The organism is Bacillus hominis (genome assembly GCF_030348325.1).
In the GTDB taxonomy this organism is placed as follows: domain Bacteria; phylum Bacillota; class Bacilli; order Bacillales; family Bacillaceae_G; genus Bacillus_A; species Bacillus_A hominis.
The window spans coordinates 3,827,694-3,846,314 of the sequence record NZ_JAUCFS010000005.1 but is presented as its reverse complement, the minus strand read 5'-3'; the positions used below and the strand labels follow the sequence as shown (position 1 = coordinate 3,846,314).

Below are 18,621 nucleotides of genomic sequence, written 5' to 3'. Positions count from 1 at the left end.
ATGAAAGGGGAATTCAAATGGTAGCAACAGTAGTAAATGTACAGGTGAAAAATGAGAAAAAGATTGAGACAGCACCCCAAAAAGTAGTATTTGATACGAAAAATTTAAATTTATGGTACGGAGAAGACCATGCTTTAAAAGATATCAACTTAAGTATTCATGAGAATGAAGTAACAGCGATTATCGGTCCAAGTGGTTGTGGGAAATCAACATACTTAAAAACGCTAAATCGTATGGTAGAGTTAGTGCCTATCGTTCGAACTACGGGCGTTATCGAATATAGAGAACGAAACATATTCGATAAATCATATCCGGTTGAAGAATTACGTACGCATGTGGGTATGGTGTTCCAAAAGCCAAATCCATTTCCAAAATCTATTTATGAAAATGTAGCATACGGTCCGAAAATCCATGGTGTTCGTGACAAAAAAACACTTGATGAAATCGTTGAAAAAAGCTTGCGCGGAGCAGCTATTTGGGATGAGTTAAAAGATCGTTTGCACGATAATGCATACGGTTTATCTGGTGGACAGCAACAACGTCTATGTATTGCACGCTGCTTAGCGATTGAGCCAGACGTTATTTTAATGGATGAACCAACATCAGCGCTAGATCCAATTTCAACATCAAAAGTAGAAGAACTAATTCAGGAATTAAAGAAAGATTTTAGTATTGTTATCGTAACGCACAACATGCAACAAGCGGCACGTATTTCAGATAAAACTGCTTTCTTCTTAAGTGGAGAAGTTGTGGAATATACAGATACGAACAAATTATTTACAACACCTACAGATAAGCGTACAGAAGACTACATTACAGGACGATTTGGTTGATATCGTTGTAAGGATAAGAGTAAATGCCCTCTTAACAGAGGGCATTTCTCACTTTCACCTTATTTTAAAGGGGAGTAATATTTCTCTTTTCTCAAGGCTTAGTAAACGTATAAGAGGCTGGATAGGGGATTTATCCCGCTATTTGCGGGCAGTAAAACTCGGCTGGAACAAAGAAGTTAGTTAGGAGTCGGGCTGCCCATAAACGCCCGAGTGGTGCGGGCTAATAATCAGTGGGGATGAAAAACCCCCATACTGATTAAAGTTTCACTTTATATATAATGGCACATAATATTGAGGGGGAAGAAACGATGGTAAGAGAACAATTTCAATGTGATTTAAAAACGTTACAGCAAAAGGTGATCGAGCTTGGTGAGTTAGCAAGAGAAGCTTTATTGATTGCTATGGAAGGTCTTCACAACAGGGATGTAGAGAAAGCGTTAGAAGTCATTGATGGGGATTATCGCATGGATAATTTAGAAGAGGAAATAAATGACCTTGCGCTTATGCTTATTACAAAGCAGCAGCCTGTAGCAAGTGATTTAAGAAGAATTTTCATTTCAATTAAAACAGCGACAGATTTAGAACGTATTGCAGACCATGCTGTTAATATTGCGAAATCAACAATTCGCCTTGGAGAAAAAGAAGTGGTTGTTAGCTTGCAGAACCTTGAGGAAATGTTTGAGATTGCTCATAAGATGTTAAATTTAGCATTAGAAGCATACGAGCAAGAAAATTTAACTTTTGCTAAACAAATTGCTGAAATGGATGATTCAGTTGATGAAATTTATGGGAAGGCGATTCGTGAATTTATTTCCTCTATCCCTGGACAACCAGAAACAATTACACAAATTACACAACTATCCTTTGTTGCAAGATATATTGAGCGTGTAGCAGACCATGTTACAAATATTGCTGAGAATGTATTTTATTTAGTAAAAGGAAAGCATTATTTATTGAATGAGTAGGGGGAAAAGTAGGTGATGAGAAATCACCTGCTTTTTTTAGTCAAAACATGACAAAAAAAGCTCGTTGTTTCCTTTAGTCTATGATGATAAGATGTATCATAATTAATGGAAAAATAAGTACATATGTGTTAGTTACGTCTTATTAATTATTTTACCAAGTTAATGGTAAGCGCTTTCTTTTTGTTGGGAGTTAAAAGGTACATTTATTCATAAAGTGAGGCTGTCTCTCACTAATTGTTAGATCATACCAAACCAAGCTGGACTTTTACTGCAGTTAATGTGGGGTAAATGATATACGGAGTTCTTGAACATTATATAAGTGGAGGCTGAAGTATATGAAGGGGGTTATTTTAGCTGGAGGAAAAGGAAGACGCCTTAGACCATTAACATGTAATACTCCAAAACCGATGTTACCATTGTTAGAAAAACCAGTTCTTGAATATAATATTGAATTATTACGTCAGCATGGTATTCGTGAAATTGCAATTACAGTTCAATATATGAGTACTGCCATTAAGCAATACTTTGGTGATGGTAGTAAGTGGGGAGTTAACTTGTATTATTTTGAAGACTCTCCTCCGCTTGGAACAGCAGGGAGCATTAAGCAAGCGGAAAGCTTTTTAGATGAAACATTTGTTGTTATTAGTGGGGATGCATTAACTGACTTTCAATTATCAGAAGGAATTGCATTTCATGAACAGAAGAAGAGAATGGTAACGATGTTTGTGAAAGAAGTAGAAAACCCACTCTCATTTGGGTTAGTTGTAATGAATAAAGAACAAGAAATTATACGATATATAGAAAAGCCGAGCTGGAATGAGGTAGTTTCTAATATTGTGAATACAGGTATTTATATAATGGAGCCAGAAATCTTTTCTTACATACCATCCATGGAATTTTCGGATTTCAGTCATGATGTGTTTCCATTATTGGCAAATAAAAATGCTTTATTTGCATATTTATCAGAAGACTATTGGCTAGATATTGGTACATTTGATCAATATCGGCAAGCTCAATTCGATTTGTTGACGAAAAAATTGAAGGTGCCTATTCCATATACAGAAGTATTACCGATGGTGTGGATGGGAGAAGGTGTAACGATAGGAAAAGGGACGAAAATTCATGGCCCTTCTTTTATTGGAGAAGGAGCAATGATTGGTGCGGGGGCTGTAATTGAACCGTACTCTATTATCGGGAAAAATAGTATCGTTTCAAGTTATTCTCATCTTCAAAAAAGCATCATTTTTGCAAACGCTCATATAGGAAAAAATTGTGAGTTGTTAGAAACAACAATAGGAGATCATACAATGGTCGAAGATGATGTTACACTTTTTCAAAAAAGTATTGTAGCGGACCATTGTCATATAGGGAAAAGTACAGTAATTAAGCAAAAAGGAAAAATATGGCCATATAAGGAGATAGATAGTCATTCGATAGTAGGTTCTGCCGGTGTTAAAGAGAGTGAAAAGAGTACAGGATGGTTACAAAAAAGCCGGATTGTAGGAAGGGGTAATGTTGAAATTACTCCTCAATTTATTGTGAAAGTTGCAATGGCTTATGGATCTCTTTTTGCAAAAGGAGAGAGTATATTGATTGGAAGTCAGGAAAATATAGAAACAACTTCCTTTAAAAATTTATTCCTTCATACCATTCATAGCAGTGGGATTCATACGATGGAATGTAAAGAAATGAATGAGTCGCTTTTTCAGTATGCCATTCATAATTTGCAATGTGCAGGTGGAGTTTTCGTTCAAGTGGAAAGCGAAAGAGGGATTGTTATACAACTGTATGGTAAGGAGGGCTCGTTTTTAACGTATAAGCAGCAAAAGGCGATAGAACAAGTATATATGTCTGAGTCGTTTTATTACGCTTGTGAGAAAGAAATGGGACGAAATAAGCTAGTTCACGTTTCTGTAAATAATTATGTAGAAGCTGTGTTAGAGCGTATTGATATTGAAACGATACAAAAACAGAAGTTTCATCTTCTTATTAATAAGAGAAATGATATGTTACAACATTTACTTATGCTCTTTCTACAAAGGCTTGGATGCACAGTTACATGGGTTTATGCGAGTGAACAAAAAGATCATGTGAAAGCTTTGATGAAATCGAGTAAAGCGAATATGGCGCTTATGTTTTCTGAACACGGAAATCGCTTCGAATTATATGACAATCACGGTAATATTTACCAAGGTACTGATTTTGAAGAAGTAGATATTCCGGATTTATTACTCGAATCAGCAGATAATATTTACCCAATGTCTTTGAAATTAGGGGAATGTTATCTCCTCTTTTATATGCATAATGAAAAAAATTCTTTTCAAATAAGATGGAAGCGAGATATTTTATATCGAATTGGAAAATTATTCGAGTTAATAGCGTTGCAAGGAAAAACATTACTTAGCATAGCAGAGCAATCTCCTCCACTGTATCTACTTTATGATGAAGTTGTATGTTCATGGAAGGAAAAAGGGAAAGTAATGAGGAAATTATTGGCCGATATGGAAAGAAAAGAAGAAGGTATATTTGAAGGAATACAGTTCAAATATACAGAAAAAGAGTGGTCTTATATCGTTTCTGATACAAAACAACCAAAATTTTTGGTGTATTCACATGCTAGAAACCCAGTAATAGCAAGGGAAAACATGAAAAACCTTATAGAAAAAATTAGACAATATCAAAAGGTGTAGAATTTTTATTTTAAAAGTGGTATTATAGTATAGTCTGATTTAAGTTATTAGTGACTGGAGGGAAATAAGAATGCGTGTGAATATTACTCTAGCATGTACAGAATGCGGAGATCGTAACTATATCTCAAAGAAAAATAAACGTAACAACGCTGAGCGTATCGAGCTTAAAAAGTATTGCAAGCGTGACAAGAAGTCTACGTTACACCGTGAAACAAAGTAAGCAGTAGGAATATTTTCCTACTGTTTCTTTTTTTTATGCGATTCCTACGTAAAAGTGATACACTATCTTCGTAGAGTAAAGTGTCACTGCAAGGGGGAAAAGTGTGTGAAAGAAGAGAAAATACGTTTACGCAAACAAGTAATAGAACACATGAATTCTTTATCTGAAGAACAGTATACAACTTTATCGGAACAAATTGCAGTTTCGGTGTATGAACAAAAAGAGTGGGTTGAAGCTAAAACAATTGGAATCACTCTCTCGATGGAGCATGAAGTGAATACATATCCTATTATCGAAAAAGCTTGGGAAGAAGGAAAGAAAATTGTTGTTCCAAAGTGTAATAAAGGGACAAGAACGATGACTTTCCGACAAATTAGTAATTTAAATCAATTAGAAACAGTATATATGAATTTATGTGAACCGATTCCAGCGCTTACGGAAGAAGTGAATGCGTGTGAAATTGATCTTCTTATCGTGCCAGGAGTAGCTTATACACAGCGAGGAGAACGGATTGGATATGGCGGTGGCTATTATGATCGTTATCTCGTGCACTATAAAGGGAAAACGCTATCATTAGCTTATGATTTTCAAATGGTAAAACATATTCCGGTAGAGCCATTTGATAAAAATGTAGAAAAAATTATTACAGAAAAAGGAACAATGGTTATAAATGGGCTTGTATAGACAAATAAAAATTGACGAGACTTTTTCTTCTTGATTATAATAAAATATGTGAACGTTTTCTTATTATAATTTTTTATAGTAAGTGAGCATAGAGGGTGATAAAATGATATCCATTTATGATATTCAGCAATTGCTAAAGAAATTTGGCACGATTATTTATACGGGTGATCGAATCGCTGATTTACAATTAATGCAAGATGAATTGCGTGAATTAAATCAATCACAGCTAATCGATCCACAAGACTATCAAACAGCTTTATTTTTATTGAAGCAAGAAATTCAAAAAGAGATAAATAAGAATTAGATAAAGGTAGGTAAGCGGCATGGAAGAGAAATGGTTAGTTGGTGTTGACCTTGGTGGTACAACGATTAAATTAGCATTTATTAATGTGTACGGTGAAATTTTACATAAGTGGGAAATTCCTACAAATACAAATGAGCAAGGAAAACATATTACACTTGATGTAGCGAAAGCTATCGATAAAAAGTTAGAAGAGTTAGGTGAATTAAAAAGCAAGTTAATTGGTATTGGTATGGGAGCTCCTGGTCCTGTACATGTGGCATCTGGAATGATTTATGAAGCGGTTAATTTAGGATGGAAAAACTATCCGTTAAAAGACTTGCTAGAAGTAGAAACAGGATTACCTGTTGTTATTGATAATGATGCAAACTTAGCGGCGCTTGGTGAAATGTGGAAAGGTGCTGGCGAAGGAGCAAAAGATTTAATTTGTATGACACTTGGCACTGGTGTTGGTGGTGGTGTTATCGCCAATGGTGAGATTGTACATGGTATAAGCGGTGCTGCTGGTGAGATTGGACATATTACAGTTGTTACAGAGAACGCTTTTCCATGTAATTGTGGGAAGTCGGGTTGCTTAGAAACGGTAGCCTCTGCAACAGGTATTGTGCGTGTTGCTATGCAAAAAATACAAGAGACAGATAAAGAAAGTGTTTTACGTTCTATGTTAGCAGAAGAAGGGCTTATTACATCAAAAGATGTGTTTGAAGCGCTTGGACAAGGTGACGAACTAGCGGGTGAAGTAGTGGAAAAAGTAGCTTCTTATTTAGGATTAGCTGTAGCGAACCTTGCTAGTACGTTGAACCCAGAGAAAATCGTAATTGGTGGTGGCGTATCTAAAGCTGGAGATGCACTATTAGAGCCAATTCAACGTTATTTCGAGCAATATGCTTTCTCACGTGCTGTAAAGAGCACAAAGTTAGCAATTGCAATACTTGGTAATGATGCAGGTGTTATCGGAGGAGCTTGGCTTGTAAAAAAGCACAAATACGAAGCGAAGATGATATAAGTTGTGAAATATGAAAAGAGGAAGGGGAAACCCTTCCTCTTTTTGTGCAAAATCTTGATGAAGAATAACATGTAAATGAATTAAGCTGCTGGTGGGTACCCGTTATATAGAACAGTCATGATCGTAAACCATCCGAAAACGAGTACAGTTGCAATTGCAAAGCCGCCCGCGAATAAGTTTTTTTCGCGAAGTGTTCTAAGCGTAGCAAATACAGCTAACAGAGTGACTAGCGCAAAAATAATAACAAGGCCCATACAATACCCTCCTCTGTCTACCGATTCCTCAATGTGAGTTTTTGGAATATTTACTCTTTTATATTGTACATGTTTTAAAAATGATTGTCGAGATAGCATCCTTTCTTTTCCTAAGAGAAAGAAATGTTGTATCATTAAAAGTAAGTTTAATAACTGGAGGAGATTTTCATATGAAGTGGATACAAATGCCGTTAGGCCCATTACAAACAAATGCTTATATTTTAACGAACGATCAAAATGAGTGTATTATCTTTGATCCTGGCCATGAAGGAGAGAAGCTCGTTACATATTTACAAGAAGAACAATTAAAACCATTGGCGGTTTTATTAACACACGCTCACTTTGATCATATTGGTGCCGTTGATGCGGTGAGAGACGCTTTCCATATTCCTGTATACGTACATAAAGAAGAAGCAGATTGGTTAGGAGATGGAACTGTAAATGGCTCTCAAATTTTTATGATGAATCGCAGTATTACAGCAAAACCAGCAGATCATATTATTGATGCAGAGGGCAGATTAACTATCGGTTCATTTAACTTTGAAATTTTTGAAACACCAGGACACTCTCCGGGAAGCATTTCTTATTATTGCAAAGAGGCGAATGCTGTATTTTCTGGAGATGTATTATTCCAAATGAGTATTGGAAGAACGGATTTACCTGGTGGAAGTTTTGCTGAATTAATTGGAAGTATTGAAGAGAAATTATTTGTATTACCAGATGAAACAGCGGTGCTATGTGGACATGGTCCAGAAACAAGCATCGGTTTTGAAAAAGAAAATAATCCATTTTTACAATAAGGAGCTATTATGGGGATGGAGCTCATTTTAAGAGAATGGATGGGGAAAGAGAAGGATTGCTCAATTTCATATAGTACGTATATGAACCTCGTATTGTATACAGAAGAACATGGCTATTATATGAAGGAACGTGAAAAGATTGGAAGGCAAGGTGATTTTTTTACAAGTAGCAACGTATCCTCTGTTTTTGCAAAAACGTTTGCTAAGTTTTTTATTCGTCTTGTTGAGAATGGTGAAGTTGCTCCAAATATTTGTGAGATTGGTGGAGGAACAGGAAAGTTTGCCTATGATGTTTTACAAGAATGGAAACAATTATCTCCGGAAACCTTTATCAATTTAAACTATTCAATTATTGAAGTGAGCCCTTTTCATAGAAAATTACAGCAAGAGAGTCTTTGCTCATTTGATAATGTGTCGTATTATACATCTTATATTGAAATAGGAGAGTCTTTCGAAGGGATTATTTTTTCGAATGAATTATTTGATGCGTTTCCTGTTGAAGTAGTTGAGAAAAGAAATGGAATTTTATATGAAGTACGTATCACGTATACAGATGATGGAAACCTTACAGAAGTATTTAGACCGATAGAGAAAAAAATCGGTCGTTACTTATTGAAATATAACATTCATATTGCGGAAGGACAGCGTTTTGAAGTGTCTATTGCAATGGAAGAGTATATAGAAGAGATTGCGAAATGGTTTCAAAAAGGTATATGTATTACAGTTGATTATGGATATACAAAAGAAGAATGGATGCATCCTGCACATCATGAAGGAAGTTTAAGAGGATATTATAAGCATAAGCTAATTCGTAATCCGCTTGCATATCCAGGAGAAATGGACCTTACTACGCATGTTCATTGGGATGAGTTGAAGGTGAATTTTGAGCTACAAGGAATTAATACGATATGGCATAGGAAGCAATCAGAGTTTTTGTTAGCAGCAGGAATATTAGATCAGCTTACCAGCCATCAAGATACCAACCCTTTTTCTGAAACTCAAAAACTAAATAGAGCTATTCGCTCTATGATTTTGAACGGAGGATTAGGTAATGCTTTCGATGTTGTTATACATACGAAAGACATGAAAGATTTATATTTGAATCGTTATTTGTACATGTGAAAAAACAAGACACAGTATTTTCTGTGTCTTGTTTTTTAATACGACGTTTAGTATGTAGCATTATATATTTTCTCTCATGATATATATTTATATTAAAGATATGAGATGGAAAATATAGAATACGTTCTTTTTCTCTGTCTATAGGTCCCTAACCTAATAATACGCGAACGAGTTGAATAATTGTTTCGTTTTCTACTTTGTAGTAAATTTCTAATCCTTTTCTTTCACTAGAAACGATTTTAGCACTTTTTAACTTTGCTAAATGCTGTGAAATTGTAGATTGTGGCATGTTCAAGCCTGTGTACATTGTAGAAACGTTGCTTGGGCCACGTTCAATTAATCCCTTTACAATACATAAGCGAACAGGATGAGCAAGCACTTTCAATAATTCTGCATTGCTTTCATATAGTTCTATTTCTTTTTGAAAGGTTTCTAACATGTTCTTTTCCACCTCCGTGTGAGCTGTTATACCATACTATACATACCAAAAAATCAAAGAAAAGAAAACAGTTGTTGCAGAAAAAAAGTCCTAAAGTAAAGAAATTGTAAGAAAAGAGACCCTGATGTAAATAAAATAGATAAATTTGCACAGTTTTGTAAAATGACATTTTTGGTTGAAAATTTTGATGCGTTTCAAAAATTGAAAGATATAGATATATTCGTAACACAATTTTATCATGATTTTCTTATTCTTTCAAATGAATATACAAAATTTTTAAAATAATATGACAAAGGAATTATAATGTTATATATAGAATATATAACAGGTTAAAAGAAGCCCGATGTAATCAGCTTTTTTATGATGATAATGAAACAATTGAGTGTAGCTGATAAATCTTAGAATGATCAAGCCATTAGTCATTTATTCTAGAGCTCATCTTTTAGCAACTTTAAAAATCTGTGGTTCCATATATTCTCATAAAAATCAATTGTCTCTTTTGCGGACATAAATGGATTATTTAACGTAGAGGTTGTTTTTTGAACCATGAAGTTTTCGTATCCTAGTCCGTGAGCAAATTTAATCGTAGCATCCATACAGTACTCTGTTTGGGCACCGCAAAATTCAATACGATTTACAGATGATTTGTCTAAAATTTCTTTTAAGTTTGTTTTATAAAATGAATTTGCATGTGTTTTTCTTACAAAAAAATCTTGTTCTTGAACATCTAGATCGGTATGAATAGCCCAAAGTTCTTTTTCGGGTACTAAATCATCATCACAATGTTGAACAAAAATGATTGGTTTATTTAATTTTCTGTATGAAGAAATTCTTTTATTTACTTTTGTAAGCAAGTTTTGTAAATCAAATAAATGCTCTCCGTTACAACATACCCCATTTTGTAAATCGATAACGATTAAAATATCTGCACAAGTATCCATTATTTTCCCCCCTTTTATTTCTTAATATATCAATTAATCCATTACTTGGAAATATATGATATACTTTTATTTTTTAATGAACTATACAAAAAGAAAAAACATTAAAATAAATATGCTAGACAGCATAAAAAGAAGATATGAAAACTTAATTTCATATCTTCTTTTCTCTCTATGCATTTACAGGTTCTTCTACATAAGAAAGAGCATTTTCGAAATCGGATATTAAATCGTTAACATTTTCAAGACCAACCGATAAACGGAGTAATGAATTGGAAATACCTCTTTCATCACGTGCTTCTTGCGACAGTGCTGCATGTGACATTTTAGCTGGGTAGGAAAGAATCGATTCGACAGCCCCTAAACTAACTGCAAAAACAGGTAATTTTACTTTTGATAAAAATTGGCGGAGTGCATCTTCTGACTGCAAAGTAAAAGATAGGACAGCTCCAGCTGATGTGGCTTGAGATTGTTGAATATCAAATCCAAGGTGTGTTTGTAATCCAGGATAATAGACATTTTGAACTTTAGCGTGTTCTTGTAAATAATGTGCAATTTTATTGGCATTTGCAGCTGAATGCTCGAGACGTACATGCAATGTTTTTAGACCGCGAAGCACGAGAGAACAATCTTGAGGACCTAAAATAGCACCAAATGCATTTTGTAAAAATCCAATTTTTTGAGCGAGTTCGGCATCTTTTACGACCGCTAATCCGGCAGTAACATCACTATGACCGGCAATAAATTTTGTGGCACTATGAAGAACGACATCGGCGCCAAGATCAAGTGGCTTCTGGAATAGTGGTGTCAAAAATGTATTATCAACAAAAGTAATAGCGCCAATAGATTTTGCAAGTTTAGAAACGGCACGAATATCTGTTACTTTTAAAAGTGGATTAGAAGGTGTTTCTACATAAAAGAGTTTTGTATTTGGTTTAATGTTTTGCTTTATTTCTTCTAAATTGGTCATATCAACAAATGTATGTGAAACACCGTAACGGGAGAGTACTTCAGTAATAATTCGGTAAGTGCCTCCATATACGTCTTCTGAAATGAGTACGTGATCGCCCTGTGAAAGAAGGAGAAATGCAGTGGAAATCGCTGCAATACCTGATGCAAAGGCGAATCCTTTTGTCCCGCCTTCTAATAAAGCAATGATATCTTCAAGAGCTTCACGTGTTGGATTTCCAGAGCGGCTATAGTCATACTTTCCGAAAGCATCTACATCAAACTGATGAAATGTTGATGTGTTATAGATGGGAACGTTAACAGCTCCTGTTTGTGTATCGTGTTTATATTGGTTGTGTAGTAATAGTGTATCTATAGAATAACTCATATTCTTACACCTTCTTTTACAAGTTTAATGGCTTGCTTTAAGTCTTGGATTAAATCGTTACTATTTTCAATGCCGACGGAGAATCGTAGAAGACGATTACATACCCCGTTTGCCGTTCTGATTTCTTCAGGAATATCAGCATGCGTTTGTGTTGCTGGATAAGTCATCAAACTTTCTACACCACCAAGACTTTCAGCAAATGTGATTAAAGATAAAGATTGTAAGAATGGATTAATCCATGTTTCATCTTTAAGACGAAATGAAATCATACCACCTCTTCCTGGATAAAATACATCTGTCACACCGTCTTCATCATTTAAATAAGCAACAATTGCTTTCGCATTTTCTTCATGTTGTCTCATGCGAAGCGCTAAAGTTTTCATACCGCGAATTAATAGCCATGAGTCAAATGGACTTAAGACAGCCCCTGAGGCATTATGATAATGAGCAATTTCCTCACAAAGTTCTTTTCCTTTTGCAACGACAAGTCCGCTTAGTACATCGTTATGCCCACCTAAATATTTCGTTGCACTGTGAAGTACGATATCGGCGCCTTCTGTTAATGGTTGTTGTATATAAGGCGTGTAGAATGTGTTGTCTACAATAAGAAGTAGTCCATGCCTTTTCGCTACACTTGCGACACTTGCGATATCAGTAACTTGCATTAGTGGATTAGTCGGAGTTTCTATGAAAATAGCCTTTGTTTCAGTTGTGATAGCTTTCTCAATTTGTTTAATAGATTGTGTATTTACGTATCTACATCGAATATTCCACTTTTTTTCATGCTCAGAAAATAATCGATACGTTCCCCCATATAAATCCTCGGATACAATAAGTTCATCTCCAGAACGGAATAACGAAAGGACGAGGAGCACAGCTGCCATTCCTGAACTACAGGCATAACCTTGTTCGCCATATTCTAAGTCTGCGATTGCCTGTTCTAATAGACCACGAGTCGGATTTCCAGTTCTTGAATAGTCAAAGCCAGTAGATTTACCAAGCCCTTCGTGACGATAAGCGGTTGAGAAATAAACGGGTGGATTAACAGTTCCTGTTGTAGTTTCGCTACGGTTTCCGATTTGTGCTAGTTTTGTTTCGATAGTTGACATATGAAAATTCCTCCTTTTTAAATTAACAATTAGTTGAACCAATCGGGCTTTTACGGGCAGTTCGATTCCAACCTAACTTCTTTGTTCCAGCTGAATTTTGAGGTGGGAATCTTACTGCCCGTTAATGCGGGGTAAAATAAAAAAAGCCTTCTAAGAAGAAGGCTTTCGTTTTGAATAGAGTCTTCTTCTCATCTGTCAAATCTTTCACAATTTGCTGGAATTAGCACCTTATTAACGAATGAACGTTAATGGTTGCTGAGGCGTCACAGGGCCAGTCCCTCTACCTCTCTAGATAAGAATGTTCGTATGAAATTTTATTATGTTTTTAACTTTACAACAAAAGATAATTGAATTGCAACTTTATTTTAAATATTTTTTTAATTTTCCGCAAGTGTCATTGACTTTTATTTTTGTGCATGCTAAATTTATAAAAAATTAACAAACATTGTTAAAAGGGGAACGCATTTCCTTTTAGCTACATAAATAAAATAATAAAGACAAACTCTTATTGAGAGCGGTGGAGGGAAAGGCCCTGTGAAACCCGGCAACCTTCAAACTAAATGTTTGAAACGGTGCTAAAACCTGCAAAACGTGTGTTTTGCATAATAAGAGGAGGAACGATTATGTCCCCCTCTTCACTTTGAAGAGGGGTTTTTATATTGATAGAAATGAGGGAGATTCGTGAAATTACTAGATTTATTATCAAAAGGAATTGTAATAGGCGATGGTGCGGTTGGAACTTTATTACATTCGCATGGTTTACAAAGTAGTTTTGAAGAATTGAATTTGTCTGATCCGGACTTAATTATATCAATCCATAAACAATATGTAGCTGCTGGAGCGGATGTTATTCAAACGAATACGTATGGGGCAAATGAAGCGAAATTACGTATGTATGGATTAGAAAATCAAGTTGTCCAAATTAATAGAGCGGCAGTGAAGCTTGCGAAAGCATCAGTAACAGAGCGGAATGCAATTTTAGGGACAATTGGAGGTATGAAACATATTGGTGCTGTTACAACGACTGACATAGAGCGAGAATTTATGTTACTTGAGCAGGCAGGTACTTTACTAGAAGAACAGGTTGATGGATTACTATTAGAAACTTTTTATGATGAATTTGAATTATTGCATGCCGTTAAAGTATTGCGTAAACAAACGAATATTCCGATTGTTGCTCAGTTAGCGTTACATGAGGCAGGTACGACTCAAAATGGGAATGATGTCAATGAAATATTAAAACAGCTTTTAGACTACGGTGCCAATGTTGTTGGATTGAACTGTCAACTAGGGCCACTTCATATGACGGAAGCTTTCAAAATGATATCGATTCCTCAAAATGGCTACTTATCAGCATATCCGAATGCAGGTCTCCCGAATTATGTGGAAGGGCGTTATGTGTACGAGGGAAGTCCAGCATATTTTGAAGAGATGACACCAAAATTTATTGAACAAGGTATTCGTTTATTAGGCGGTTGTTGTGGTACTACCCCGGAACATATTGCAGGAATGAAACGTGCTATTGCAAATATTACACCTGTAATAGCAAAGGAGACGATTCAAAGGCCTAAAGTGGTCCATACACACGAGAAGCGTTCGAGAGCTCATGTTACTCTCGCAGAGAAGGCAAAGAAACAAACGACAGTTGTAGTGGAATTAGATCCACCGAAAACGTTAGACACGCAGCGATTTTTTGAAGGGGCAAGAGCACTGAAAAGGGCTGGAGCGGATGCTATTACTCTAGCAGATAATTCATTAGCATCTCCTCGTGTTTCGAATATGGCTATGGGTGCATTATTAACGAAGCATGATATTCCAGTATTGACGCACTTAACGTGTAGAGATCATAACGTCATTGGACTACAGTCTCACTTGCTTGGATTATCAGCATTAGGTATGGAGGAAGTGCTAGCTTTAACTGGTGATCCAGCGCGCGTTGGTGATTTTCCAGGTGCAACTTCTGTATATGATTTGTCATCTATAGAGCTAATTAAAATGATTAAAGAGATGAACGACGGTCGCTCTATTTTAGGGAAATCAATTGGTCCGGCAACAAGGTTTTCTGTCGGTGGGGCATTCAATCCTCATGTAAGGCATTTAAAAGCAGCGGTAAAACGAATGGAACGAAAAATAGATGCTGGAGCAGAATATTTCTTAACTCAGCCGATTTATGATGTAGCTTTAATTAAAGAAGTATATGAAGCGACAAAGCATTTGGAACAACCAATCTTTATTGGAATTATGCCGTTAGTAAGTAAGCGGAATGCAGATTTTCTTCATTTTGAAGTGCCGGGTATTACTCTTCCAGAAGAGATAAGACAAAGAATGGATGGACATGAAACGAAAGAGGCTGCTATTGAGGAAGGAATTCGTATTTCACAAGAGTTGATCGATGCGGCAATGAAATATTTTAACGGTATTTATCTTATTACGCCGTTTTTAAAATATGAAATTACAGAACATCTCGTGAAATATGTGAGAGAAAAGCAAGAAATGAAAGAGGGTATTAATTGATGAAACGAATAGAAGAGAGATTACAACATGAAATTTTAATATTAGATGGTGCAATGGGAACGATGATCCAGCAAGAAGACTTAACAGCGGAAGATTTTGGAGGAGAAGAATATGAAGGTTGTAATGAATATTTAGTAAAAACAAGACCGGATGTTATTTTAAATATTCATAAAGTCTACATTGAAGCTGGAGCAGATATTATTGAAACGAATACTTTTGGTGCAACGAATATTGTATTAAGTGATTATGCATTGTCTCATTTAGATGAAGAGTTAAACGAAAGGGCAGCGCTTTTGGCGAAGCAAGCGGTCAAAGAAAGTGGGAAAGAAGTATATGTTGCGGGAGCGATGGGACCAACGACGAAAGCAATTAGTGTTACAGGCGGTGTGACTTTTGAAGAGTTAATCGAAGCATATACAAGGCAAGCGAGAGGATTATTAAGAGGAGAAGTTGATGTATTACTCGTTGAGACGAGTCAAGATATGCGTAATGTGAAAGCTGCTTACCTTGGAATTCAATCGGCGTTTGAAGAACTAAACAAAATAGTACCTATTATGATTTCCGGAACAATTGAACCGATGGGAACGACTTTAGCGGGTCAAACGATCGAAGCCTTTTATTTATCGGTAGAGCATATGAAGCCATTATCGGTTGGATTAAACTGTGCTACAGGTCCAGAATTTATGAGGGAACATATTCGTTCTCTATCTGATTTATCGGAGTGTTATATTTCCTGTTATCCAAACGCTGGTCTTCCTGATGAAGATGGACATTATCATGAATCTCCATCTTCCCTTGCTGAAAAAGTGAAGCGATTTGCTGAAGAAGGATGGATTAATATTATTGGTGGTTGTTGTGGCACAACACCAGAACATATAAGTGCAATGAAATCGGCGCTTGCCTCGATTAATCCTCGTGAGCATCATGAAAGGGTTGGACATGGAATTAGTGGGCTAGAAGCGTTGCAATACGATGATTCTATGAGACCTTTATTTGTTGGAGAAAGGACGAACGTAATTGGATCGCGTAAGTTTAAAAGATTAGTAGCAGAAGGGAAATTTGAAGAGGCTGCTGAAGTGGCAAGAGCGCAAGTGAAGAAAAATGCTCATATTATTGATATTTGTATGGCAGACCCTGATCGTGATGAAATAGAAGATATGGAAAGATTCCTGGCAGAAGTTACGAAAGTGTTAAAAGTACCTATTATGATTGATTCAACAGATGAAAATGTTATGGCGAAAGCTCTTACTTATATTCAAGGAAAAGGTGTTATCAATTCTATTAATTTAGAGGATGGAGAAGAACGTTTTGAAAAAGTGACACCCCTTCTTCGGAAATACGGTGCTGCGATAGTTGTAGGGACAATTGATGAAGATGGTATGGCAGTTAGTGCAGAAAGAAAGATAGAGATTGCTAAAAGAAGCTATGAATTACTAACGAAGAAGTATGGTATACGCCCATCTGATATTATTTTTGATGCGCTTGTGTTTCCTGTAGGAACAGGTGATGAAGAATATATAGGTTCAGCGGCAGCGACTATAGAAGGAATTCGTCTTATTAAAGAAGCGTTACCAGAATGTTTAACGATTCTAGGTGTGAGTAACATATCTTTTGGTTTACCACCAGCTGGACGTGAAGTATTAAACTCTGTCTTTTTATACCATGCAACGAAAGCAGGATTAGATTATGCGATTGTTAACACGGAAAAATTAGAACGCTATGCGTCAATTCCAGAGGAAGAAAAACGTCTTGCAGATGCATTATTATTTGAAACGACGAAAGAGACGTTAGAAGAATTTACAAACTTTTATCGTGTTGCCAAAAAGAAAGAAGTCGCTACACAAGAAACGCTAACGCTTGATGAACGACTGGCAAACTATATTGTAGAAGGTACGAAGCAAGGACTACAAGAAGATCTAAGTCTCGCGCTTACAGAAGGACGAAAACCTCTGGATATTATTAACGGGCCGCTTATGACAGGAATGGATGAGGTGGGACGATTATTTAATGGTAATGAGCTTATCGTTGCTGAAGTATTGCAAAGTGCTGAAAGTATGAAAGCTGCCGTAAGTTATTTAGAGCCACATATGGAATCTAGTGATAGTGCGAAAAAAGGGAAAGTGTTATTAGCGACTGTAAAAGGTGACGTACATGATATTGGGAAAAATCTCGTTGAAATTATTTTATCAAATAACGGATATGAAATTATTAATTTAGGGATTAATGTTCGTTCGGATCGAATTGTTCAAGAAGTACAAGAGAAGAAGCCTGATATTATTGGTCTTTCAGGCTTGCTAGTAAAATCAGCCCAACAAATGGTAACAACAGCTGAAGATTTAAAAGCGGCAAATATTGATATTCCAATCGTTGTCGGTGGTGCAGCGCTAACGAGAAAATTTACAGATAATCGTATTTCTCCATCATATAAAGGGCTCGTATGCTATGCGAGTGATGTTATGACGGGGCTTGATATTATTAATAAGCTTCAAAAAGAAGAAGAACGTGAGAAGATGAAACAGGATAAAAAAGAACGTCATCTTCATATCGTAAAAAAAGAAGAGAAGAAAGTGGAAATTCCAGCAGTAATTGAGCCATTACTCAAGGCGGAGGTTATGATACCTGATTCAACAAAACGAATTGTATTACGCGATATTCCAGTTGCACATCTCGCGCCGTTTTTAAATAGACAAATGCTACTTGGACATCACCTTGGATTAAAAGGAAACGTAAAAAAACTCCTGCAAGAAGGGGATAAAAGAGCGCATGAGCTAAATGATTTAATTGATGAATTATTACAAGAAGGACAATCTTGGTTACGTCCAAAAGCGGTGTATCAATTTTTCCCGGCGCAAAGTGATGGACAAAATATAATTATATACGATCCGGAAGATCACACACGTATTATAGAGCGATTTGAATTTCCGAGACAAGGGAAAGCGCCATACCGTACTTTAGGAGATTATATACGCCCTATTGGAGATGAGATGGATTATGTCGCTTTCTTATCTGTTACCGTTGGAGAAGGAGTTCGAGATATTGCAGAGGAATGGAAGGCGAAGGGAGATTATTTACGCAGTCATGCAATTCAATCGTTAGCACTTGAATTAGCAGAAGGACTTGCTGAAAAAACACATATGCTTATTCGTGACCGCTGGGGCATTCCAGATTCGCCTGAACTGACGATGGAGGAGCGTTTCCGCACAAAATATAGAGGAATACGCGTGTCATTTGGTTATCCAGCATGTCCAGAACTTGCTGACCAAGAAAAATTGTTTCGCTTAATTCATCCAGAGGAAATAGGTATTACATTAACAGAAGGATTTATGATGGAGCCAGAAGCGTCTGTAACGGCTATGGTATTTTCTCACCCTGAGGCAAGGTATTTTAGTGTACTATAGTGTAGAAGGGGG

The 18,621-nt window shown here is 36.1% G+C and carries 16 protein-coding genes and 2 riboswitches; of the genes, 11 read left to right on the top strand and 5 right to left on the bottom strand.

All coding sequences use genetic code 11. The annotated features are described in order from the left end of the window. Positions 1–17 precede the first annotated feature (17 nt). The 7 genes from pstB to glcK all read left to right on the top strand — a co-directional run bounded on the left by pstB (position 18) and on the right by glcK (position 6,699). Positions 18–833: a phosphate ABC transporter ATP-binding protein gene (gene pstB, locus QUF93_RS22515; RefSeq protein WP_002122548.1), complete on the top strand. Its 816-nt coding sequence runs from the start codon at positions 18–20 to the stop codon at positions 831–833. A gap of 308 nt (positions 834–1,141) precedes the next feature. Beyond that, positions 1,142–1,798: a phosphate signaling complex protein PhoU gene (gene phoU, locus QUF93_RS22510; protein WP_289360245.1), complete on the top strand. Its 657-nt coding sequence runs from the start codon at positions 1,142–1,144 to the stop codon at positions 1,796–1,798. Positions 1,799–2,133: 335 nt separating this feature from the next. Continuing rightward, positions 2,134–4,488, top strand: coding sequence for a sugar phosphate nucleotidyltransferase (locus tag QUF93_RS22505; RefSeq protein ID WP_289360244.1), 2,355 nt, complete (start codon positions 2,134–2,136; stop codon positions 4,486–4,488). 70 nt (positions 4,489–4,558) lie between these two features. Continuing rightward, positions 4,559–4,708: a 50S ribosomal protein L33 gene (rpmG, locus tag QUF93_RS22500; RefSeq protein WP_001265616.1), complete on the top strand. Its 150-nt coding sequence runs from the start codon at positions 4,559–4,561 to the stop codon at positions 4,706–4,708. A gap of 105 nt (positions 4,709–4,813) precedes the next feature. Next, complete coding sequence (locus QUF93_RS22495; protein ID WP_289360243.1) at positions 4,814–5,392, top strand: 5-formyltetrahydrofolate cyclo-ligase; 579 nt, start codon at positions 4,814–4,816, stop codon at positions 5,390–5,392. Between the two features lie 103 nt (positions 5,393–5,495). Next, positions 5,496–5,696: a YqgQ family protein gene (locus QUF93_RS22490; RefSeq protein WP_002173470.1), complete on the top strand. Its 201-nt coding sequence runs from the start codon at positions 5,496–5,498 to the stop codon at positions 5,694–5,696. A 19-nt stretch (positions 5,697–5,715) separates the two neighbouring features. Further along, positions 5,716–6,699 carry a glucokinase gene (gene glcK, locus QUF93_RS22485; protein WP_002145726.1) on the top strand — a complete coding sequence of 328 codons (984 nt, stop codon included), beginning with the start codon at positions 5,716–5,718 and terminating at the stop codon, positions 6,697–6,699. An 80-nt stretch (positions 6,700–6,779) separates the two neighbouring features. On the opposite strand, the gene QUF93_RS22480 is transcribed toward glcK, so the two are convergent. Beyond that, positions 6,780–6,953 carry a DUF2759 domain-containing protein gene (locus QUF93_RS22480; protein ID WP_000524847.1) on the bottom strand — a complete coding sequence of 58 codons (174 nt, stop codon included), beginning with the start codon at positions 6,951–6,953 and terminating at the stop codon, positions 6,780–6,782. 170 nt (positions 6,954–7,123) lie between these two features. Between QUF93_RS22480 and QUF93_RS22475 the strand changes: the two genes are divergently transcribed. Both QUF93_RS22475 and QUF93_RS22470 read left to right on the top strand, forming a co-directional pair. Next, a complete protein-coding gene (locus QUF93_RS22475) occupies positions 7,124–7,753 on the top strand; it encodes an MBL fold metallo-hydrolase (protein WP_289360241.1) in 630 nt (209 codons plus the stop codon). Positions 7,754–7,762: 9 nt separating this feature from the next. After that, positions 7,763–8,875: a class I SAM-dependent methyltransferase gene (locus tag QUF93_RS22470; RefSeq protein ID WP_088060016.1), complete on the top strand. Its 1,113-nt coding sequence runs from the start codon at positions 7,763–7,765 to the stop codon at positions 8,873–8,875. Between the two features lie 148 nt (positions 8,876–9,023). Here QUF93_RS22470 and QUF93_RS22465 read toward each other — a convergent pair whose 3' ends face one another. The 4 genes from QUF93_RS22465 to metI form a co-directional block, all read right to left on the bottom strand. After that, positions 9,024–9,314, bottom strand: a complete 291-nt coding sequence (locus QUF93_RS22465) for an ArsR/SmtB family transcription factor (RefSeq protein WP_000894375.1) — start codon at positions 9,312–9,314, stop codon at positions 9,024–9,026. Positions 9,315–9,742: 428 nt separating this feature from the next. Then, positions 9,743–10,255 carry a cysteine hydrolase family protein gene (locus QUF93_RS22460; RefSeq protein ID WP_289360239.1) on the bottom strand — a complete coding sequence of 171 codons (513 nt, stop codon included), beginning with the start codon at positions 10,253–10,255 and terminating at the stop codon, positions 9,743–9,745. Between the two features lie 169 nt (positions 10,256–10,424). After that, positions 10,425–11,588, bottom strand: a complete 1,164-nt coding sequence (metC, locus tag QUF93_RS22455) for a cystathionine beta-lyase (protein WP_289360238.1) — start codon at positions 11,586–11,588, stop codon at positions 10,425–10,427. After that, on the bottom strand, positions 11,585–12,697 hold the full coding sequence (gene metI / locus QUF93_RS22450) for a cystathionine gamma-synthase/O-acetylhomoserine thiolyase (protein WP_215596895.1): 1,113 nt from the start codon (positions 12,695–12,697) through the stop codon (positions 11,585–11,587). The genes metC and metI overlap by 4 nt, the downstream gene beginning before the upstream one ends. A 185-nt stretch (positions 12,698–12,882) precedes the next feature. Beyond that, positions 12,883–12,996: riboswitch (SAM riboswitch) on the bottom strand. A gap of 203 nt (positions 12,997–13,199) precedes the next feature. Continuing rightward, a riboswitch (SAM riboswitch) is annotated at positions 13,200–13,309 on the top strand. A gap of 69 nt (positions 13,310–13,378) precedes the next feature. Between metI and QUF93_RS22445 the strand changes: the two genes are divergently transcribed. Next, the gene (locus QUF93_RS22445; RefSeq protein WP_289360237.1) at positions 13,379–15,211 is read left to right on the top strand and encodes a bifunctional homocysteine S-methyltransferase/methylenetetrahydrofolate reductase; all 1,833 of its coding nucleotides are present in this window, start codon (positions 13,379–13,381) and stop codon (positions 15,209–15,211) included. Further along, positions 15,211–18,609: a methionine synthase gene (gene metH, locus QUF93_RS22440; protein ID WP_289375814.1), complete on the top strand. Its 3,399-nt coding sequence runs from the start codon at positions 15,211–15,213 to the stop codon at positions 18,607–18,609. Before QUF93_RS22445 ends, metH begins: the two co-directional genes overlap by 1 nt. Positions 18,610–18,621 lie beyond the last annotated feature (12 nt).